At 37.0% G+C, this 20,997-nt stretch carries 19 protein-coding genes and 1 pseudogene; 17 read left to right on the top strand and 3 right to left on the bottom strand.

Features of this window, described 5'->3' with window-relative positions; genetic code table 11:
* Positions 1-69: 69 nt before the first annotated feature.
* From moeB to fabB, 3 genes are all read right to left on the bottom strand, one after another.
* Entirely contained in the window at positions 70-798 is a 729-nt protein-coding gene (moeB, locus tag NYR30_RS07215) for a molybdopterin-synthase adenylyltransferase MoeB (protein WP_302500349.1), read from the bottom strand.
* A 2-nt stretch (positions 799-800) separates the two neighbouring features.
* A complete protein-coding gene (gene moeA / locus NYR30_RS07210; protein WP_302500348.1) occupies positions 801-2,030 on the bottom strand; it encodes a molybdopterin molybdotransferase MoeA in 1,230 nt (409 codons plus the stop codon).
* Between the two features lie 153 nt (positions 2,031-2,183).
* Complete coding sequence (gene fabB / locus NYR30_RS07205; protein ID WP_302500347.1) at positions 2,184-3,404, bottom strand: beta-ketoacyl-ACP synthase I; 1,221 nt, start codon at positions 3,402-3,404, stop codon at positions 2,184-2,186.
* 191 nt (positions 3,405-3,595) lie between these two features.
* Here fabB and mnmC point away from each other — a divergent pair, with 191 nt between their 5' ends.
* From mnmC to mazF, 17 genes and pseudogenes are all read left to right on the top strand, one after another.
* On the top strand, positions 3,596-5,614 hold the full coding sequence (gene mnmC, locus NYR30_RS07200) for a bifunctional tRNA (5-methylaminomethyl-2-thiouridine)(34)-methyltransferase MnmC2/FAD-dependent 5-carboxymethylaminomethyl-2-thiouridine(34) oxidoreductase MnmC1 (protein ID WP_302502458.1): 2,019 nt from the start codon (positions 3,596-3,598) through the stop codon (positions 5,612-5,614).
* A 31-nt stretch (positions 5,615-5,645) separates the two neighbouring features.
* Entirely contained in the window at positions 5,646-6,479 is an 834-nt protein-coding gene (gene folP, locus NYR30_RS07195; protein ID WP_066422260.1) for a dihydropteroate synthase, read from the top strand.
* 72 nt (positions 6,480-6,551) lie between these two features.
* Positions 6,552-7,886 carry a phosphoglucosamine mutase gene (gene glmM, locus NYR30_RS07190; RefSeq protein ID WP_302500346.1) on the top strand — a complete coding sequence of 445 codons (1,335 nt, stop codon included), beginning with the start codon at positions 6,552-6,554 and terminating at the stop codon, positions 7,884-7,886.
* 75 nt (positions 7,887-7,961) lie between these two features.
* Positions 7,962-8,357, top strand: a pseudogene (locus NYR30_RS07185) (outer membrane protein assembly factor BamE); the annotation flags it as partial.
* A gap of 258 nt (positions 8,358-8,615) precedes the next feature.
* A complete protein-coding gene (locus tag NYR30_RS07180; RefSeq protein ID WP_302500345.1) occupies positions 8,616-9,725 on the top strand; it encodes an LPS O-antigen chain length determinant protein WzzB in 1,110 nt (369 codons plus the stop codon).
* Position 9,726: 1 nt separating this feature from the next.
* Positions 9,727-11,133: an oligosaccharide flippase family protein gene (locus tag NYR30_RS07175; RefSeq protein WP_302500344.1), complete on the top strand. Its 1,407-nt coding sequence runs from the start codon at positions 9,727-9,729 to the stop codon at positions 11,131-11,133.
* Positions 11,130-12,125: a polysaccharide pyruvyl transferase family protein gene (locus NYR30_RS07170; RefSeq protein WP_302500343.1), complete on the top strand. Its 996-nt coding sequence runs from the start codon at positions 11,130-11,132 to the stop codon at positions 12,123-12,125. The genes NYR30_RS07175 and NYR30_RS07170 overlap by 4 nt, the downstream gene beginning before the upstream one ends.
* Entirely contained in the window at positions 12,125-13,033 is a 909-nt protein-coding gene (locus NYR30_RS07165; protein ID WP_302500342.1) for a glycosyltransferase family 2 protein, read from the top strand. The genes NYR30_RS07170 and NYR30_RS07165 overlap by 1 nt, the downstream gene beginning before the upstream one ends.
* Before the next feature lie 25 nt (positions 13,034-13,058).
* Positions 13,059-14,327: a hypothetical protein gene (locus NYR30_RS07160; protein ID WP_302500341.1), complete on the top strand. Its 1,269-nt coding sequence runs from the start codon at positions 13,059-13,061 to the stop codon at positions 14,325-14,327.
* Positions 14,308-15,444 (top strand): glycosyltransferase, encoded by a 1,137-nt coding sequence (locus NYR30_RS07155; protein WP_302500340.1) that lies wholly within the window; start codon positions 14,308-14,310, stop codon positions 15,442-15,444. Before NYR30_RS07160 ends, NYR30_RS07155 begins: the two co-directional genes overlap by 20 nt.
* A gap of 17 nt (positions 15,445-15,461) precedes the next feature.
* Positions 15,462-16,271 carry a glycosyltransferase family 2 protein gene (locus NYR30_RS07150; protein WP_066112602.1) on the top strand — a complete coding sequence of 270 codons (810 nt, stop codon included), beginning with the start codon at positions 15,462-15,464 and terminating at the stop codon, positions 16,269-16,271.
* 9 nt (positions 16,272-16,280) lie between these two features.
* Positions 16,281-17,429, top strand: coding sequence for a GDSL-type esterase/lipase family protein (locus NYR30_RS07145; protein WP_302500339.1), 1,149 nt, complete (start codon positions 16,281-16,283; stop codon positions 17,427-17,429).
* Positions 17,430-17,436: 7 nt separating this feature from the next.
* Positions 17,437-19,341, top strand: coding sequence for an LTA synthase family protein (locus NYR30_RS07140; protein ID WP_302500338.1), 1,905 nt, complete (start codon positions 17,437-17,439; stop codon positions 19,339-19,341).
* Positions 19,338-20,066: a bifunctional 2-polyprenyl-6-hydroxyphenol methylase/3-demethylubiquinol 3-O-methyltransferase UbiG gene (ubiG, locus tag NYR30_RS07135; RefSeq protein ID WP_302500337.1), complete on the top strand. Its 729-nt coding sequence runs from the start codon at positions 19,338-19,340 to the stop codon at positions 20,064-20,066. Before NYR30_RS07140 ends, ubiG begins: the two co-directional genes overlap by 4 nt.
* Positions 20,067-20,076: 10 nt before the next feature.
* A complete protein-coding gene (locus NYR30_RS07130; RefSeq protein WP_066422269.1) occupies positions 20,077-20,349 on the top strand; it encodes a YcgL domain-containing protein in 273 nt (90 codons plus the stop codon).
* A 71-nt stretch (positions 20,350-20,420) separates the two neighbouring features.
* The gene (locus NYR30_RS07125) at positions 20,421-20,654 is read left to right on the top strand and encodes an AbrB/MazE/SpoVT family DNA-binding domain-containing protein (RefSeq protein WP_066112592.1); all 234 of its coding nucleotides are present in this window, start codon (positions 20,421-20,423) and stop codon (positions 20,652-20,654) included.
* On the top strand, positions 20,654-20,986 hold the full coding sequence (gene mazF, locus NYR30_RS07120) for an endoribonuclease MazF (protein ID WP_066112589.1): 333 nt from the start codon (positions 20,654-20,656) through the stop codon (positions 20,984-20,986). Before NYR30_RS07125 ends, mazF begins: the two co-directional genes overlap by 1 nt.
* Positions 20,987-20,997 lie beyond the last annotated feature (11 nt).

The raw sequence follows: 20,997 nt of genomic DNA, 5'->3' as shown, positions 1-20,997 counted from the left end.
ATGGAAGTTTGTGACAAAATTTAGGTTTGTCAGCAGTCTGTGTGCCACTATCTAGTGGCACTTCTTGTATTAGCGGTGAGGCAAATTAATAGTCCGAACTTGCATATTCAAACCATCAATCATCAATAAACGACCACAAAGAGAAGTACCAATATTCAGTAACACTTTGATCGCTTCTAATGCTTGAATCGAGCCAACAACTCCAACAATTGGTGATAATACCCCCGCTTCAACACAACTTAATACATTTTCACCAAATAATTGGCTGAGATCTCGATAAGTCGGTGTATTTGGCTGATAGGTAAAGACACTGACTTGCCCTTCCATACGAATTGCTGCTCCAGAGACCAATGGCGTTTGTTGCTGTTGGCAAAGTCGATCTAATTGATTTCGGGTTTCGACATTATCGGTACAATCTAATACAAGATCATAGTCGGCAATGAGCGCTGTCAGATGATCATCTGTTAATTGGGCATTTAGCGTATTAATCCTTACTAAAGGATTTAGTTCAGCTAAGCTTTTTTTCGCAGAATCTACTTTCGGCATACCAATACGGCTATCATTATGTAAAACTTGGCGCTGTAAATTGGAAAGCGCTACTGTATCGAAGTCGACTAACATCAGTTCGCCAACTCCCGCTGCTGCCAAATATTGTGCAGCAGCGCAGCCTAAACCACCCAATCCGATAATTAATACTTTGCTGCCTTTTAAATGTTCTTGTCCGTCGAAATCAATGGATTTCATAATGATTTGACGGTTATAACGCATTATTTCAGCGTCGGTAAGTTCTATTTGCATTATTAATCCAACAAGAAATTAAAAGGTTCAATAGTTACAGTTTCACCAGCGGTAACATTGCCACGATCTTTTTCCAGCACAATAAAACAGTTACTTTGCACAAAAGAGCTAAACATATGCGACCCTTGGAAACGAACAGGTTCTACTTCAATTTGCCCTTGTGCATTAACACGATAATGACCACGTTGGAAATCTAAGCGTCCTGGTGTTTTTTTTATTGCGGTTGCAGCAACTGCCGTAAACTGTTGTGGTGCTTGCCATTGGCTAAAACCGCTTAATTTCGCAATTGCTGGTTGCACTAATTGATAAAAAGTAACAAAAGCAGAAACTGGATTACCCGGTAAACCGCAGAACCATGCATTTTCTAATTTACCAAAAGCAAAAGGTTTTCCCGGCTTCATTAATAGTTTCCAGAAATTGATTGTGCCTAAGCGTTCAATAACATTTTTGGTAAAATCGGCTTCGCCAACAGAAACGCCACCGCTGGTAATAACGAGATCGGCTTGTTGTTCAGCTTGACGGAATGCTTGTGCAAATTGTTGTTCGTTATCAGGCAAAATGCCAAAATCCAATATTTCACAATTTAAACGTTGCAACATTAATTTCACCGCAAAACGGTTGGTATCGTAAATTTGTCCAGCTTGTAAAGGTTGGCCAACCGGTACTAATTCATCACCAGTAGAAACAATGGCGACTTTAAGACGAGGGAAAACTTCCACTTTTTCGATGCCGAGAGAGGCTAATAACGGCAGAGAAGCCGCAGTTAATTTAGCACCGGCAGAAAGGACAACCTCGCCAGCTTTGACATCATCGCCAATACGGCGAATATTTTCCCCTAATTTAGGCAGCTCATTGAAAGAAACCGTACCATCTGGATTTACAGTCACTTTTTCTTGCATAACAACCGCATCAGTACCAGCTGGAATCATTGCACCGGTCATAATGCGTACAGCGCTTAACGCTTGCCATTCGCCAGTGAAAGGTTGTCCGGCAAAGGCTTTACCTGCAACAGAAAGCGTCATTGATTGGGCTAAATCAGCTAAACGTACCGCATAACCATCCATTGCCGAGTTATCAAATGCCGGTACATTAATTGGTGAAATTACCTCTTTGGCGCAAATACGTTGATCTGCATCTGTGAGAGAAAGTATTTCATTAGGACGATTAATTGAGGTAGAGAGTTGTTCTAGGAGTTGTTGTCTTGCTTGTTCAAAGGTTAGTAAATCTGCCATAACGTTTCCTTAGTAAAAATATTAGATTAAATTTTAACTCAACTTAATCACAGGATTAAATACCAAATGTAGAGGCTTTTCTCTTTTTCGGCTATCAATATAAAAAATCCCTTCATTACTGAAGGGATTTTGTATGATCGTTTTTAAAGCAAATTATTTCTCAAAACGTTTAAATACTAAGGTCGCATTGGTTCCACCGAAACCAAAACTGTTTGACATTACAGTTTGTAAATTTGCGTTATGGCGGGTTTCAGTGATGATATTACAATTCTCAGCACGTTCATCTAAAGTTTCAATATTGATACTTGGTGCAATGAAATCATTTTCTAACATTAATAATGTATAGATAGCTTCATGTACGCCAGCTGCACCTAAAGAGTGTCCGGTCATTGATTTGGTAGAAGAAATAGCTGGCATCTTATCAGCGAACACTTCTTTAATCGCTTCTAACTCTTTAACATCACCAACTGGGGTTGAAGTACCGTGTACATTTAAGTAATCAATTGGTGTATCAACGGTAGCAAGCGCTTGTTTCATACAACGAATTGCACCTTCGCCGCTTGGCGCCACCATATCGTAACCATCAGAAGTTGCACCATAACCAACGATTTCTGCATAAATTTTTGCACCACGAGCCAAAGCGTGTTCAAGTTCTTCCACTACGACGATACCGCCGCCGCCAGCGATAACGAAACCATCGCGGTTTGCATCATACGCACGAGAAGCTTTTTCTGGTGTTTCATTGTATTTAGTTGAAACTGCACCCATTGCATCAAATTCGCATGCACATTCCCAAGAAAGTTCTTCTGCACCGCCGGCAAATACAACGTCTTGTTTACCAAGTTGGATTAATTCAACGGCGTGTCCAATACAGTGAGCAGAAGTTGCACAAGCAGAACTGATACTATAGTTAACACCTTTGATTTTATATGGCGTTGCCAAACAAGCGGAAACGCTAGAAGCCATAGTACGAGTTACTGCATAAGGTCCAATTGCCTTAACACCACGAGGAGTACGCATTGCATCAGCTGCAACAATTTGATTATGCGCAGAACCAGTACCTGCACCGACCACTAAACCAGTTCTTTCATTAGAAACTATCTCTTCGGTTAAACCGGCATCTTCAATTGCTTCTCTCATTGAAAGATAAGCATAAGCAGCAGCGTCGCCCATAAAACGCATTACTTTACGATCGATATGTTCGCTTGGAGTTATTTTGATGGTACCAGCGACATGAGAACGCATTCCCATTTCTACAAATTCTGGCATTGTGGTAATGCCTGATTTCCCTGCCAATAATGACGCTAAAACTTCTTCTTTGTTATTTCCGATACTAGAGATAACGCCAAAACCAGTAATCACAGCTCTTTTCATTCGTAGTCCTTATGTAGCTTGAATGGATTTAATTAAATTTAAAAAATTGTCGTTGTTATACTAGGAATTTCACAGAATACAAGAAATTTTTCTAAAACAATGAACAGATAAGACCATTACTTAATGAAATTCGGCTCTCATTATAATATTATTAGCGACCTTTGATAAGTTATCTCTTATATTCTATGTCGATTCAAAAAATCTCGTTTGCTGAAGTTTCATTTCAAACGAATGTTCCAGTTTCTAGTCAATTTGATGATATTTATTTCTCACCAGAAGATGGATTAGCAGAAAGTATCTATGTTTTTCAGCAGGGTAACAATCTCTGGGAACGTTGGCAGCAGCACTCGGAAGAACACTTTGTGATTGCAGAAACTGGTTTTGGCACAGGGTTAAACTTTTTTGCGGTAATGGCATTGTTTCAGCAATTTCGACAAAATTTTCCTGACGCAAAGTTACGACGACTATTCTTTATCAGCTTTGAAAAATATCCATTAACTGCACAAAGTTTGCAACAAGCCTATCAGGCTTATCCGCAATTTATGCCTGCACTGCAGCAGTTATTAATCAATTGGCGACAACCAATAGCAGGTTGTTATCGTTACCATTTTGATCAAGAGATTATTTTGGATTTATGGTTTGGTGAATTGGCAGAAAATTTGCCTCAATTAGGCGATTATTATAATGGTTTGATCGATGCTTGGTTTTTAGATGGTTTTGCGCCGAGTAAAAATCCAACGATGTGGACGGATACCTTATTCCAACAGATGTTTCGTTTAACCAAGATGAATGGGACCTTTGCCACTTTTACCGCTGCAAGTCAGGTGCGGAAAGGGTTAATGGCAGCTGGATTTGAGGTACAAAAACGTAAAGGATTTGCGAAGAAACGAGAATGTTTATCTGGTTGTAAAGTAGTTGCGGCGGAACAAAGATTGTCATTACCTTGGTATTTACCGCAAGCAGCCAAAAATGCGAAAGAGGTAGCCATTATTGGTGGCGGTGTTGCCAGTGTTTGTTTAGCTTATTGCTTATGGCAACGTGGTAGTCAGGTAACTATTTATTGTGAAGATGCAGACTTTGCCTTAAATGCTTCGGGCAATAAACAAGGCGCATTTTATCCGCAATTAAGCGATGATGATGAGCGTCATTGCCGTTTTTATAGCTATGCCTTTGCGTATGGACAGCAGTTTTTGACAAAACTGGCGGAACAAGTTGAGTTTGAACATCAATGGTGTGATGTGTTGCTATGTGGCTATCAACCACAGGCATATCAAAAATTAGTGAAAATTGCCGAAAGAGGGTTTCCAGAAACACTGTTTAAATTGCAAACTGCGGCAGAATTAAGCGAGCGAGCAGGATTACCGCTATATTGTGACGGTGCAGTGATTCAAAATGGTGCGTGGTTAAATCCACGCCAATTAGTGCGAAATCTGGCACACTTTTTACAGCAGCAAGGGGTAAAAATCTATCTAAATACCTCAATTAAGCGTTTAGATTATCAAGATAATTTATGGCATTTAACCAGTAATTCGCAGCAATTTACGCATCATACCGTCGTAATTGCCAATGGGCATAAACTTAGTCGTTTTGCGCAAACGGTAGAATTACCGATTTATGCGGTACGTGGACAAGTTAGCCAAATTCCGACCACAGAAAAATTGAGCAAGTTACAAGCGGTATTATGTTATGACGGTTATTTAACGCCTATGGATAGCCAAAAACAGTTTCATTGTATTGGCGCCAGTCATATTCGTAATAGTGAGCAACGAGAGTTTAATCAACAAGAGCAGCAACAAAATCAACAAAAAATTCAGCAAAATTTAGCGCCTGCGGATTGGTTAGTTGATGTTGATACAAGTGGCAATTTGGCACGAACTGGGGTGCGTTGTAGTGTGCGAGATCGTTTGCCGATTTGTGGCAATGTCGGTGATTTTTCTGCACAAACTGTCGCTTATCAAAATTTATTTAATTTACGGCGGCGCCGTCAGGCAGTTTCGCCAGCAGCTTATCATCAAGATTTATATGTGTTAGGGGCATTAGGTTCGCGAGGCTTAACATCAGCGCCATTGCTTGCTGAAATGTTAGCTTCATTAATTTATGCTGAACCTTTACCATTAGGGCAAGATATTTTGGCTGAATTGATGCCAAATCGTTTTTGGCTGCGTAAATGGCTTAAAGGAACGCCAGTACCTAGCCGACAAAAAAAGTGAAGCGTAAGAGCGAGGAAAGTAGAGTATTAAAATGAAAATTTATAGTAAAAATCAACGTGTATTGGATCTTTCTCAACCACAAATTATGGGAATTTTAAATGTTACTCCCGACTCTTTTTCCGATAGTGGTAAATTTTTTAATTTAGATCAAGCGTTATATCACGCAGAAAATATGTTGCAGCAAGGGGCAACTATTATTGATGTTGGCGGTGAATCAACTCGCCCAATGGCAGATGAAGTTACCATAGCGCAAGAGTTAGATCGCGTCATTCCGGTAGTAGAAGCGATTCGCCAACGTTTCGATTGTTGGATTTCTGTCGATACATCAAAAGCAATAGTGATGCGAGAAGCTGCAAAAGTGGGAATGGATTTAATTAACGACATTCGTGCATTAACCGAAGAGGGAGCATTAGCGGCAGCAGTTGAGTTGGATTTACCTGTTTGTTTAATGCATATGCAAGGACAACCACGAACTATGCAGCAAAATCCTATTTATCAAGATGTGGTAGCGGAAGTATTAGACTGGTTGTTACAACGCGCAAAAGTATGTGAGCAAGCAGGTGTTCGTCGTGAAAATGTGATTCTTGATATTGGTTTCGGTTTTGGTAAAACAGTGGAACACAATTATCAATTATTAAGTCATTTAGAACGTTTTGTAGCAACGGGTTATCCACTATTAATTGGCTTATCACGCAAGTCGATGATTGGTAATGTATTAGGTAAATCTGTTGATCAACGTTTGATTGGCAGTGTGGCTGGCGCTTTAATTGCAGTAATGAAAGGAGCGCAGATCGTGCGTGTTCATGATGTAGAAGCAACTTGTGATGCACTTAAAATTTGGCAAGCAACAATTCAACAACAGTAATTAAAAGGCACGAATAGTTGTAGTAAAATACAGCGCATTGTCGTGCTATTAAAGTAGAAAAAGGAAAAGATTATGGCAGAACGTAAATATTTTGGTACAGATGGTGTACGTGGTCGTGTAGGTAATTATCCAATTACTCCAGAATTTGCTTTGAAATTAGGTTGGGCAGCTGGAAAAGTGTTAGCAACACAAGGATCACGTAAAGTATTAATTGGTAAGGATACTCGTATTTCTGGTTATATGTTGGAATCAGCTTTAGAAGCAGGTCTTGCTGCTGCGGGGCTTTCTGCTGCATTTGTCGGGCCAATGCCAACGCCAGCAATTGCTTATTTAACCCGTACATTTCGTGCCGAAGCAGGTATTGTCATTTCCGCTTCTCATAATCCTTATTATGATAACGGCATTAAATTCTTTTCTGCACATGGCACCAAATTACCTGATGAAGTGGAATTAGCAATTGAGCAAATGTTAGAAGAACCGATGACTTGCGTAGAATCGGCGGATTTAGGTAGAGCAAGTCGTATCAATGACGCAGCAGGTCGTTATATTGAATTCTGTAAAAGTACTTTCCCAGTACATTTAAGTTTAGAAGGTTTAAAAATCGTAGTCGATTGTGCGAATGGCGCAACCTATCATATTGCACCAAATGTGATGCGTGAGTTAGGCGCAGAGGTTATTGAAATCGGTACTAAACCAGATGGTATGAATATTAATGAGCGCTGTGGAGCGACAGATATTCGTGCGTTACAAGAAGTGGTGAAACAAAGCAAAGCGGATGTTGGTTTAGCTTATGATGGTGATGGTGACCGAATTATGATGGTGGATCATCTTGGTAATAAAGTTGATGGCGACCAAATCTTATTTATTATTGCAAGAGAAGCATTACGTTCAGGCAAACTTTCTGGTGGCGTAGTGGGAACCTTAATGAGTAATATGAGTTTGGAATTAGCCTTAAAAATGTTAGGTATTCCATTTGTACGAGCTAAAGTCGGTGATCGTTATGTGTTAGAACAAATGATCGAACGTGGCTGGAAATTGGGTGGTGAAAATTCAGGCCATATCATTATTGCTGATAAAAATACCACCGGTGACGGCATTATTGCTTCATTACAAGTGTTAGCAGCAATGGTTTCTCATGGGCTTTCATTAAATGAGTTGGCGAGTGCGGTACAACTATTCCCACAAGTATTGATCAATGTACGTTTTGAAGGTGGTGCAAATCCATTAGAGAGTGAAGCAGTAAAACAAGTTACCGCAGAAGTAGAAAAAAGCTTACATGGTAAAGGTCGAGTACTATTGCGTAAATCAGGTACAGAACCAGTGATTCGGGTAATGGTTGAGTGTGAAGATGAAGAATTAGCACAAAAATCTGCAGAAAAAATTGCTGAGATGGTTAAGAATAGTTAGTTTAAAAACATGAAATAAAATAAATATTTGGTTATAATGATGCAGATTTATCCAGCCAAATAAAAGGAATATTCAATGAAATTAAATAAATTATTACTTCCTGTAACGTTAGCTACCGTTTTAGCGGCTTGTGGTAATTTAAGCCAAGTAAGTAAGGCGGGCACTACTGACAAACCTGTATGGCCAAAAGTAGAAGACAGTAGCTTTAATAGTCATGGTAGCCAAAGAGGTACTTGGCCAAATTGGGACAATGTGAATGAAATTAAAGCAGGTATGAATAAAGATCAAATTGTCAGTTTAATTGGATATCCGCATTTTAAAGAAGGCTTATTTGATGTTCGTGAATGGGATTATGTGTTCAACTATACCCAAAATGGCGAACATAAAGTATGTCAATATAAAATCCTATTTGATAAAAATATGGAAGCACGTTCTTTCTATTGGTTACCAGAAAACTGCGGTAATCATAATAAAGTGCTTATCTCTCGTAGTTAATTTTATTTCATCATTCAAACAGGGTTATGTAAGTTTACATAGCCCTGTTTTATTTTTATCTGTTTTAGATTTAAACCATTAAGTCAGATTATCTAATGTGTTCCATTTCTTTTTTACAAGGGCAAGTGTAGAATAACCGACTCTTATTTGCGTGATTTATAATATATAAGTTGCGATTCAGGTTGCTTATGAAAATCTCGTATTCATCTAGATGGTAAGAAGGAATTGGACAAGATGACATCAGTAAATAATTCTTATATTGAGCAAGACGATCTATTTAGTCTGGCGAAACTGTTTCAATATTTTTGGCAAAAGAAATGGTGGATTATTCTATCAACGCTGATTTTTACTGGTGCCGCTTATTTTTATGCTAATTCGATTAAGCCTGAATGGAGTACAAGTGCGGAAGCTATTCCAGCAAATAATAATGCTATTGAAAAGTTATTAGATTTAAATCAGCGTTATGCGCTAATTAGCGGTGAAAAATTTGCTGCTGACGGCGTTGCTGCAACGCTATTTAATCAGTTTGTAACCAATACTTTCATCTATGATGTGCGTAAGAATTATTTCTTAGAGTCTGCGTTATATAAAGAGTTAAGTAAAACGCAAAGCGATGCAGAGAAAAAAGCAACTTTGGAAAAATGGATTAAAAATATTAATGTTGTGACGCCTGATATGACTAAAAAAGGTAACAACATTACGGTAATTACAGCGGAAAATAGAGCATTAGCCGATATTCCTTCCGTTAAATTAACTTTTACTGATACTAATGCACAGTTGTTGCAAAAAACGTTGGATGGCTTTGTGCAATTCACTAATAAAATTACTTATCAGCAAGCAATGGCTGATTTTTTAATTAGAGTAAAACAAAAAATTACTGCATTAAAATATCAGCAAAAACAAATTGAAGAGCAGTTAGTGTTAGAAAAGCAAGCGCAAATTCAGCATTTACAAGCAGCGTTAGCTATCGCACAATCAGCAGGTGGTACTAAGGAAGGATTACAGCTTAATCTTTCATTAAATGATGAGAAAGCTAATTTAGCAAATCCTTATCTTTATTTATTGGGCAGCCAAAATTTGGCAGCGCAACTTGCAGGCTTAGAACAGCAAAAATTTATTTATCCAACCGCTTATTACACTGCCAAACAACAAATTACTGACTTGGTTAAATTAGTTGATGATACAGAAGCATTAACAATTGATGCATTTCAATATAAAACTTCACCAACTTATCCATATAAAGTGAAACCACAAAAAGCGTTGATCTTGGCGATCGGTTTCTTATTTGGGTTAGTGTTGTCCTGTATGATTTTATTATTTATTAGAGTATTAAAGAAAAAATAGTATGGGAAATGCAATAAGCGATAAGCTACTTAAAAATACGCTTATTTATAGTATTGGTAGTTTTGGTTCCAAAATACTTTCTTTTCTATTATTGCCGCTATTTTCACTTTATCTTTCAACAGTGGAAATGGGGCAATATGATTTGATTTTAACTTTTACCATGTTGGTGACGCCTGTTATCACATTGCAGCTATCGGATGCCATTTATCGTTGGCTGATTTCTGATAGTAAGGAAGCTGATTCTGAAGCTAAAGTGATTAGCAGTGCCTTAATGATGTTCTTAATTGCTAGTGTGATCATATTAGTGATTGCAGTAGTCATTAACCATTTTTATCCGCAGCCGTACCTGACCGAAACTTTAGTCTTGTTAGTGGTGTCATCACTATTTTATATTTTGCAGCAAGCGTTAAGAGGATTAGGATTAACCCAGCAATTTGCCTGGTCAGGCATTTTATACTCATTTTTGCTATTAGTATTATCAGTTGGGGCGTTGTGGCTATTTGCAGATAAATTGTTTGCGGTGTTAGCTGGTATGATTTTAGCGAATTTGCTAGTGATTTTGATCATACTATTTCGTTGGCAGCTTTATCGCCACCTTTCATGGGCAGCAATCGATCGGCAATTGTTGAAACCAATGCTCAGTTATTCTTTACCATTAGTGCCAAATGCGGTGAGCTGGTGGTTAATGACGATGGCGAATAAATATATTATTTTTCATCAAATCAATACCGCGGCTAATGGGATTTATGCGGTTTCTTCACGATTGCCAAGTATTTTGATGATTGTTTTTTCCTTATTTTTATTAGCATGGCAAGATGTTATTTTAAAAAATGAGAGTGCGGATTATCGTGAAGTAACAACAGAAACGTTTAACCAATTAGCCAAATTTATGTTTTCGATTGGTTTGATTTTTATTAGTGTCAGCGAGCCACTTATTCATTATCTATTTGCTAAACAATTTTATGTAGCGTGGCAATATATGCCATTGTTAGTTTTAGCGACAATATTTACTTCATTTTGTGCTTTTTTAGGAACCGCCTATCAACAAAAGAAAAATACATTGAAGATTTTAACGACAACTTTATTAGGGGCAGTGATTAATATAGTGATAAGTTTCTTCTTAATGGCGAAAATCGGTTTATTCGCCGCTGCATTAGGAACACTGGTCAGCTTTATTATTGTCTTTTTAATTCGTCAGCAAGATGTAAAAGCTTTTTATCCCGTCCATTTAGGAATTACATCTTTTTGGCTGCCATTGGCAATGAGCTTTATTTATTGTTATGTAGTTAGTTTGAATCAGCTTAGTCTTAATCTCGTTTTATTTGCTATTGCCGTTGTGATGTTTTTTATCTGGAATCAACGTTTAGTGAGTAAGATTTGGTATAAATTTAAAGTGAGAATTTTATGAACAATCCGAATAGCCAACAGTTATCTCGTTTAAGTGAAATTATTTATAACCGTTTAGATCCATTAATTGATAATGATTATGTACTCTTAGATATTCCCGATCATCAAAATATTGGTGATCAAGCTATTTGGGCAGGTGAAATTGCCTATCTATCACGTTTACCTTACAAGCTAAAATATGCGGCGCCTTATTATGATGTTGATGTGAAAAAAATTGCACCAGAAGATATTATTCTGTTTCACGGTGGTGGTAATTTCGGTGATGTATGGGATGTTTGCCAAAAATTACGTGAGCGTGTAATTGCGCAATGTCCAAACAACAAGGTTATTGTCTTTCCGCAAACGGTTTATTTCCAATCACAAGCAGCATTAGAAAAAAGTGCAGAAATTTTTAATGCTCATGGTAATGTGACTATTTGTGCGCGCGATCAAGTTTCATACGGGTTATTAAATAAATATTTTACCAAGTGCCAAATTTTATTATTACCAGATATGGCATTTTGTTTAAATTTAGATTCATTTATTAATGATGAGAAAACTGGCAAAACTTTATTTGTGAAACGCACAGATAAAGAATTAAATACCGCTGCCGATTATCATGAAGTTGCTGCATTAGAAAATGTTACAGTTTCCGATTGGCCAAGTTTCGAGAAAGAATTTAAACAATTGATCAAATATAATCCTAACTTTTCATTCTTTTCTTTTAGAGAGTTTTTATTCAAAGTAGCAAATCGTATTCCGATGTTAATGCCATTATATGTGCAGCCAATTGGGAAAATTGATAACCGTCGTGAGTTTTATATGGAATTAGGGATTAATTTCCTTAATCGTTTTGATCAAATTTATACTACGCGTTTGCACTGCTTTATTCTTGGCATTTTACTGGGAAAAACCGTCTATATTTATGATAATTCTTACGGAAAAAATGCTTCGTTTTATCAAACGTGGTTACAAGATTTTAATCAATGCTATTTATTGAATGAGTCAAAATAATGAAAAGCGATGATATATTGGTTTCAGTGATTATTCCTTGTTATAACGGGGAACAATATATTGAAGCCGCAGTAAAATCTATTTTGCAACAAAGTTATCACCATTTGGAAGTATTGGTGATCAATGATGGTTCAACGGATAAATCTGCTGATATTTTATTGCAATTAGCGCAAGAAGATTTACGTGTTCGTTATGTAGAAAATGAACAAAATCTAGGTTTAATTGCGACTTTAAATAAAGCGATCCAATTAGCACAAGGTAAATATATTGCGCGTATGGATGCAGATGATATTGCTTTGCCAGATCGGATTGCAAAACAGGTGGCATTCTTACAACAACATCCACAAGTGGCAGTAGTTGGTGGAGCGATTGAAACTTTTGGTGAAGGCGTGACTAAACAAGTTTTAGCATTACCGGAACAAGATATGGCAATTAAGGCGTATCTATTTTTAGCCTCTGCGTTTCATCATCCGACCGTAATGTTTAATATGAATGTATTGGATATTGATGATGTTGTATATCAGCAACAATATTATCGTGCGGAAGATTATGGCTTGTGGGTACACTTGATGTTAAAAGGGTATCAATTTGCGAATTTACCAGAGGTAATTTTGCAGTATCGTATTTTGCCAAATAGTGAAACGCGTCTATTAGCAAAAAATCTTGCACAAAAAAATGAAGTATTACGCAAGATTCATCACTATTTATTGACGCATTTAAATCTTTCATTAGCGGATGAACAAATTACCCAATACTCTTTATCAATTAATAGAGCGAATATTGGTGAATTACAGCTCTGTAAGTTATGTCATATCTATCGCCAAGTCAGCAAAGTGAATTATCCAGTGAAATCCATATTATTTATGCGTTGGTTAAAATTGTGTGGATTGAAATGGTTAAGGAAATAACAACAGTCGCGCTAATTTAAGCTAAATGATGAAGAAATTTATATTTTATTGGTTATTCTTAACTTGGTTATTTAACATCAAATATAATTTCGTGCCTTTACACCCATCAGTAACGATGGGGGTAATTGGCGCAGGCTTATTGCTGCGTGATTATTTAAAAAAACAGTGGTTAGCGCGCCAATTGTTGCCCTTAGGGTTAATCATTATTCCTTTTACCTTATCATTAATGCCGGCAAAATTGCTGAATCCGGCAAATTTTGAAATTGCCTACCTAATTCAGAACGGAGTAACACCACTCATTTATCTCTTTGCTGCTTATTTTTTATATTTCTTGGCAACAAAGATTTATACGAAAGTGGATTATCAACGTTTCACTACTATTTGGATTAATGCCGTTGTTATTCAGTCAGTATTGACCATAGCAGTGAATACCTTACCTTTTATGCAAGATTTGCTGTTGTTCTTGATCCGTTATAGTGAAGGACGCGGTTTAATTGTCGCTTCGTTGGAACAAGGAAATCGTTTTATTGGTTTTGGAACGCAGTTTTTTGGCGCCGGTATTATTTATGCTTTCACTATTATTCTGTTGTCATTTCGTTTAGCTCAACAACGATTAGCACACTATTTTATGCGTGATCTATTGTTGTTAGTCTTTATCAGTTTAGTTGGCCTATTACTAGCAAGAACGGTATTAGTTGGCTTAGCAATGGGAGCGATTATTTTCTGTTATCAGCGCTATTTTCGTGATTATTACCGTTTAGCGTTATTCTGCTTTATGTTGATTCCAACAGGATTATTATTACTATTACTCTTTTTGTATGCTGTATTAAATAATTTGCTTGGTATTGATTTATTACATTCGAAATTATTCTATTTTGCCGCAGAACTGTTTATCAATTTATTCTCTGGTTCAGGTTTAGAAACAGAATCAACCGATATTTTATTAGAGATGTATCAAGTGTTACCAACGACTTTAACGACTTGGTTAGTCGGCGATGGTTTCTATCTGGCGCAAAATAGTGTAGATGGCTTGTATTATATGGGAATTGATGTGGGTTATTTACGCATTATTTTTGCCGTTGGCATAGTGGGATTAGTGATTAATTTGGCAGTACACAGTTATTTAGCAGCAAAAACAATGGCGTTGAATGTGCAGCGTGCAATGCTTTATTTCGCATTATTAGCGCTTTATTTTGTGTTATTAACCAAAGGAATGGTTAGTTTTATTGCTTTACTGGGTTATTTTTATTTAGCCGAGTTAGCTGAGGTTAAATATGCAGACAACAGAAAATAAAATTCATATCTTATATTTGTGTGGAATTGCGGTACATGGCGGTGTCGGTAGTTATTTAAAAACGGTGGCACAAAATTTTCCACAAGATAAATATGTCTTACATATTACTTATTATGCACCACAGCGCTTTGCAGAGTTTGAAGAGGCAATTCTGCAACATAATCCGACAGTGGTATTTCATCATTTGCCTGCTTTTTCGATCAAAAATTTGCTAACGGGTAAATTGTGGTGTGCGACAAAAGCGTTATATCAACAATACCATTTTGATTTAGTACATGCGCATAATCCTTATTTATCTTTTATCCATTTCTATTATGCAAAACAGCATAAGATTAAAGGACGTATTTTACATTCACATAGTAGTCAGCCGTCTGGTAGTAAGATTAAAGCGCAGATTAACCGTCTGTTTTATCAATTCACTAAGTTGTTTGTTACTGATCGGATTGCGTGCAGTCGCGTGGCTGGGGAATTTTTATTTAAGCATAAGCCATACCAAATTATTTATAACGCGATTGCTTGTGAACAGTTTGTCTTTAAGCCTGAGGTGCGTCAGCAATTACGTGAACAATTTCAATTAGATAATAACACCATCGTTTTAGGACACGTTGGTAACTTTGAACCCGTCAAGAACCACCAATTTTTATTACGGATTATGCAACAGTTAGCGGCACAAGAGCAGCCGTATAAACTGTTTTTAGTTGGTGTGGGACCACAGCAGGCAGAGCAGCAACAATGGGTAAAAGAACATCACTTAACTGATAAATTGGTTTTTCTTGGTTACCGTAAGGATGTGCCGCAACTATTAAATCTATTTGATCTATTTTTATTACCTTCGTTGTTTGAGGGATTTCCGTTATCAACGTTGGAATCACAATGTAACGGTTTACCGACATTAGTGAGTAATACAGTTACCGATGAGGTGGCAGTAACAGGTTTAGTCCATTTTTATCCGATCAATGGTACGGTGGATAGTTGGGTAACGGCGATTGAACAAACCAAACTGAATCAACAGCGTGAAAGTTATGCTGCGAGAATGCGTGAACAAGGGTTTAGTATTGAACAGCATATTCAACAGCTGCTGGATTATTATCAACAAGTTTTACAGCGTAAAAAATAAAATCATAGGGAACGCAAATGAATTTTTCCGTATTAATGTCTTTGTATTATAAAGAGAAACCAGAATATTTAACGCAATGTTTTAATAGCTTAGCGGAACAAACATTACCCGCAACTGAAATTGTCTTGGTGTATGATGGAGCGATTCCACAAGCGTTGCAGGATTGTGTTGCCGAATGGCAAACACGTTTACCGATTAAAATTGTCCCTTTACCAGAAAATGTTGGTTTAGGCAAAGCGCTCAATGCTGGTATGGCAGAATGCAGCAACGAATGGGTATTCCGTATGGATACGGACGATTTATGTGTCGCAGATCGTTTTGCTAAACAAGTGGCATATATTGAAGCACATCCCGAAGTGGCGATGGTTGGTGGACAAATCGAAGAATTCGATACCGATAATCCAAACGTAACTTCAATCCGTCGTGTACCAGTTGAAGATGCGGATATTAAAAAGATGGCACCTGTTCGTTGTCCATTCAATCATATGGCATTAGCTTATAAAAAATCAGCGATTCAAGCGGTAGGCGGTTATCAACATCATTTATTTTTAGAAGATTATAATTTATGGCTACGTTTTTTAAGTGCTGGCTATATTACTCACAATTTACCTGATATTTTGATCAAAATGCGGGCAGGACAAGGAATGTATAACCGTCGTCGCGGATTGCAATATTTCAAAAGTGAATGGAAATTGGCGAAATTAAAAATTAAATTGGGTATGCAAAATCCGTTGAGCGCATTGGCTGTTTTTGCTGTGCGTGCCTTTACTCGCGTGCTACCAGGTAAAATATTAGGAAAAATTTATAAATTATTGCGTAAATTATAAGGATTAAAGATGAAACGTGTTGCCTTGATTCCCGTCCGTTTTGTTGTGGCAGAAGATGTGCCTAGTAAAAATGTCTTGATGCTTGAAGGCAAATTAGTAGCAGGTTATACCATAGAAGCGGCTTTAGAGAGCGGTTGTTTTGATAAAATTGTGGTGTTAACTGATAAGCTTGAGTACCAAGATGCATTAAGCCGTTATTCGGTAGAAATACAATTATGTGCGCCAGAGGCATTATTAGATAACTGTTCATTATTGACGACGTGGCAAACGTTAGAAACCTTGGCGGATGAGTATGATTGCGCCGCGATTTTAGCGCCGGAAACACCATTAAGATCAGCGCAACAAATTCAGCAAAGTTGTGCATTATTTGCAGAAAAACAGGCTGATTATCTCTATTCTATTAACCCTCAAGGACAGGAGAATGGTGCTATTTATCTGTTGAGCCTTGCGAACAGTGAACCTGTACAGAAAGTTGAAACTTATACAATGGATAAAGCAGGATCTCTATGGATTGAAGATAGTTTTGACTATGAAATAGTGAAAGCAATATTGCAATTAAGAGTGCGTTATCAAACGTCATTACTGAACGTACAGCGTCGTATTCGTGAAAAAGCGGCAGATTTTACGACAGTAAAAGAGATCACCTTAATTGGACACTCTTTATGGGATTATTGGACTTCGCTTGAAGAGCTGAAGCAAATTCCGGTCAATAATTTAGGGATTGGCGGTATCACGACACAGCAATATGTAGAATTAATCTTACAACCGCAATTGGTGAAAGGTTTGGGAAAATATACGTTGATTTTCCTAGGAATTAACGAAATGTGTCGCCTCGGTTGGCAAGCAGAAGATTCGCTTTATTGGTTGAACGAAACGATTAACCATTTGCATCAAATTAATCCAAATACTCGAATTTATTTGATGGAAGTCAGTTATATGGCGTTTAAGCGTGAAGCGAGCAATGCGCAAATTGATCTATTTAATCATCAATTACGCCAATATTTTGCTGATAAGGATGTGACATTTATTGCACCAAATACTGTCTTACAGGATGGTTATCGTAAGTTAGATTTATCCTTCACCGATGATGGCTTACATTTTAATCAAGCTGGTTATACGCAATTAGCACAACTATTAACAAAATCACTATTTGAGTAGGTAAGGGATGGGATATTTAAAACTACCTGTAAGATTATTACTATTTGCAATCGTACTTTTTGCCGTTTTAAGAGTATTGTTCGTAGTTACTTATACTGACTATTTTTTTGATGATATTGAGTTTAGTCAGCTGTTACAGGCATTTTTTTATGGTATCCGTTTCGATCTTAATATCACTACGATCTTTTTAGCACCGATTTTATTAATCGGTGCATTACCGTTCCGTTTAGTCTATTCTCCTAAAGTACAAAAAGGTTTAGCCTATCTTGCCTTAATAGTCTTTATTGGTTTTACCGTTATTACTTTGGTGGATATTACTTATTTTGGTGAAGTTTATCGGCATGTAGGACGTGAAGTGACCGCGATTAGCGAAGATATTTCATTTATTTTTGAAGTCGCGTTTGGTTCGCGTTTGTTAAATACGATATTAGGGACTATTTTTATATTACTGGTAATTGTGAGTTTTTATTATAAGGTCATCAAAAACATCACAACAGTAGAAAAATTACCAGCTTTACCAATACGAATTATCACTAGTGTTTTATTTATTGTGGTTTGTGTTTGGTTGGCTCGCGGTATGATTATTAAAGGACGACCAATTAGTTATGCCGATGCTTTTGATGAAGATGCTGCTTCAATTAACCAAGCCAATTTAATCTTGAATACGCCTTTTGTAGTGTTAAAACAGGTGCGTGCACAAGAACAATTAAAACCACTTAATTTATTAACACCAGCGGAACAGCAATTAGCTTTACCAGCAAAAGACGCGTTTATATTCCAATCTAAAATTGCACCAACTAGAAAGAATATCGTATTAATTTTATTAGAAAGTTGGAGTTACAAATATATTGATGCGTTAGCACATCGTGGCTATGGTGCAACGCCATTTATGGATCAACTGATTGCACAGTCGCAAACTTGGGATCACTATTATGCGGCAGGTAAGCGCAGTATTATCGGTATTCAAGCGATCTTATCTTCAGTACCAGTATTTAGTAATCATCCGACATTAGGATTTGGCTTGGAACTTAATCGTGTAAGTCAGATTGGCAAAATTCTCGATCAACAGCATTACCGTACCATTATGATGCAAACCTCTAATCGGCGTTCATTTAATGTCAATAGCATTGCGAATGTCTTGGGTTTCCAAGAGTATTATGGGAAGGAAGATGTGCCAATTATTAAGCAATATCCGCAGGAACCGCCACATTTTGGTTGGGATTATGATAGTTTGCAGTTTTTATTAAGCAAGATTAACCAAACGCCAGTGGATCAACCATTTTTTGCTTTCTTATTTACTGGTTCAACACACGAACCTTTCGCTGATGCAGGAAAAGAGTTCCACCTTTATCCGCATAATGCTGCGAATGAAAATGGCTTTTTAAATGTTTTGCGTTATTCGGATTGGTCATTAGAACAATTTATGCAAGGAGCACAACAACAACCTTGGTATAAAAATACTATTTTTATCTTTACTGCTGACCATACTTTGAATTCGTTGCCATCAGAAAATTTAGATGAACAATTCCATATTCCATTAGTGATTTTTGCGCCTGATGGCAGCTTACCAGCTCAACATTCACAACAATATGCGTCGCAATATGATTTATTACCAACGATTATGGATTTACTTGGTATTCAAACGCCAATTTCCACTTTTGGACAATCATTATTGTATCCGACCCAAACTTCTCCAGCGTTATTAGTAGGTAATGGCGAAATGTTGGGAATGATTAGTCCATTAGGTAATGCTACTTTTGTGGGACAAAAACAATTAACTATTTCCAATGATACACCAGCGTTACAACAACAATTATTACAGTTTAAGTTGCGAGTCACTGCAGCAGATGAATTGTTAGATAAGAATCGTTGGGTAGAAGAGGATGAAGATGATGATGAGGACGATCAATGACAAGCAATAGTACCGATAATGTGGATCAACAAGAATTAGCTAAATTTGAAAAAATGGCGGCAACTTGGTGGGATCCTAATGGGGATTTTAAACCTATCCATCAATTGAATCCGTTACGTTTGAATTATATTTTGCAGCATACCGCAGGTTTAGCAGGAAAAAGAGTATTAGATGTCGGTTGTGGTGGTGGCATTTTGTCAGAAAGTCTGGCTAAAGCAGGCGCCATCGTAACAGGGATTGATATGAGTACGGAGCCGTTAGCAGTAGCGCGTCAGCATGCTGCAGAAAGTCAGTTACAAATCGATTATCAGCAAATCACCATAGAGGATTTTTTACAACAACAGCAACAAGCACAAGTGGAAAAATTTGATGTGATTACCTGTATGGAGATGTTGGAACACGTGCCAGATCCGCAATCTATTGTGCGTAGTTGTCAGCAACTATTAAAACCAAATGGTGTGTTATTTATGTCCACTATTAATCGCACTCTAAAAGCATGGGCGTTGGTAGTTATTGGTGCTGAATATGTGTTGAAATTGCTGCCACAAGGGACGCACGATTATGAGAAATTTATCAAACCATCGGAATTATTGGCTTATTGTGATCAAGTTGGATTGGTTTGTGAACAATTAAAAGGTTATCACTATAATCCATTAACCGGTAATTTCTGGCTAAATAATGACGTTAGTGCCAATTATTGGGGCGTTTTTAAACAGGCAAAATAGGTGGAAAAAGATGTTATGTGCAATCTATAAAAGCCCTAAAAAAGAGGGAATGTATCTGTATATTGAAAAACGTGATGATTTTTCTACTTTGCCTGAAACCTTATTAAGCCTATTTGGTAAACCGCAATTTGTAATGTTATTTAATCTCTTAGGGCAGAAAAAATTGGCTCAGATCGATAATCAAACCGTATTAGAGCAGATTAAACAACAAGGTTTTTATCTACAAATGCCGCCACCGATAGAAAATTTATTGGATAGTTTGCAACCATTTCTCAATAGTTGATTGTTATACATAGCTTAAAGTTATACAATGTATAACTTAAAAGCTTAATCTATTGAATAGAGGAGATAACAATGCGTTTAACGATTAAAAAATGGGGTAATAGTGTTGGGGTCAGAATTCCAGCTGCTATCCTAACAGAATTACAGTTAAAGGCAGATAGTTTTGTCGATATTCAAACTGAAAATGGTAAGATTATTATTGAGCCGGTCGAAGAACAGTCTTTAGCACAGTTACTGGCAGCTATTACCGAAGATAATTTGCACCAAGAAATTGATATGGGTGAACCAATGGGGAATGAGTGGTAATGAATGATTATGTTCCTGATATTGGTGATATTATTTGGTTAAATTTTACTCCTCAAGCTGGACATGAACAGGCAGGACACCGACCAGCTGTAGTATTAACGCCTAAATCTTATAATCAATTAACAAATTTACTAATTTGTTGTCCTTTAACAACAAAAATTAAAGGTTATCCTTTTGAAGTATCAATCAATGGCACGCCTAAAAATGTTGTGTTATCTGATCAAATTAAAAGTCTTGATTGGCGTATACGCAAAGCTGAATTTAAAGGAAAAATTTCGCCTTCTGAGTTAAAAGATATTCGACGAAAAATTTCGGTGTTATTGGGAATATGATAGGAAATGAG

The sequence above is a fragment of the Gallibacterium salpingitidis genome (assembly GCF_030517105.1).
GTDB classification, from domain to species: Bacteria; Pseudomonadota; Gammaproteobacteria; order Enterobacterales; family Pasteurellaceae; genus Gallibacterium; species Gallibacterium salpingitidis.
This window is presented reverse-complemented; position numbering and strand designations above follow the sequence as displayed.

Bases quoted from the DNA above. Each gene is read 5' to 3' on its own strand.
- moeB (WP_302500349.1), bottom strand. From the start codon at position 798: ATGCAAATAGAACTTACCGACGCTGAAATAATGCGTTATAACCGTCAA.
- moeA (WP_302500348.1), bottom strand. From the start codon at position 2,030: ATGGCAGATTTACTAACCTTTGAACAAGCAAGACAACAACTCCTAGAA.
- fabB (WP_302500347.1), bottom strand. From the start codon at position 3,404: ATGAAAAGAGCTGTGATTACTGGTTTTGGCGTTATCTCTAGTATCGGA.
- folP (WP_066422260.1), top strand. From the start codon at position 5,646: ATGAAAATTTATAGTAAAAATCAACGTGTATTGGATCTTTCTCAACCA.
- glmM (WP_302500346.1), top strand. From the start codon at position 6,552: ATGGCAGAACGTAAATATTTTGGTACAGATGGTGTACGTGGTCGTGTA.
- NYR30_RS07180 (WP_302500345.1), top strand. From the start codon at position 8,616: ATGACATCAGTAAATAATTCTTATATTGAGCAAGACGATCTATTTAGT.
- NYR30_RS07175 (WP_302500344.1), top strand. From the start codon at position 9,727: ATGGGAAATGCAATAAGCGATAAGCTACTTAAAAATACGCTTATTTAT.
- NYR30_RS07170 (WP_302500343.1), top strand. From the start codon at position 11,130: ATGAACAATCCGAATAGCCAACAGTTATCTCGTTTAAGTGAAATTATT.
- NYR30_RS07165 (WP_302500342.1), top strand. From the start codon at position 12,125: ATGAAAAGCGATGATATATTGGTTTCAGTGATTATTCCTTGTTATAAC.
- NYR30_RS07160 (WP_302500341.1), top strand. From the start codon at position 13,059: ATGATGAAGAAATTTATATTTTATTGGTTATTCTTAACTTGGTTATTT.
- NYR30_RS07155 (WP_302500340.1), top strand. From the start codon at position 14,308: ATGCAGACAACAGAAAATAAAATTCATATCTTATATTTGTGTGGAATT.
- NYR30_RS07150 (WP_066112602.1), top strand. From the start codon at position 15,462: ATGAATTTTTCCGTATTAATGTCTTTGTATTATAAAGAGAAACCAGAA.
- NYR30_RS07145 (WP_302500339.1), top strand. From the start codon at position 16,281: ATGAAACGTGTTGCCTTGATTCCCGTCCGTTTTGTTGTGGCAGAAGAT.
- NYR30_RS07140 (WP_302500338.1), top strand. From the start codon at position 17,437: ATGGGATATTTAAAACTACCTGTAAGATTATTACTATTTGCAATCGTA.
- ubiG (WP_302500337.1), top strand. From the start codon at position 19,338: ATGACAAGCAATAGTACCGATAATGTGGATCAACAAGAATTAGCTAAA.
- NYR30_RS07130 (WP_066422269.1), top strand. From the start codon at position 20,077: ATGTTATGTGCAATCTATAAAAGCCCTAAAAAAGAGGGAATGTATCTG.
- NYR30_RS07125 (WP_066112592.1), top strand. From the start codon at position 20,421: ATGCGTTTAACGATTAAAAAATGGGGTAATAGTGTTGGGGTCAGAATT.
- mazF (WP_066112589.1), top strand. From the start codon at position 20,654: ATGAATGATTATGTTCCTGATATTGGTGATATTATTTGGTTAAATTTT.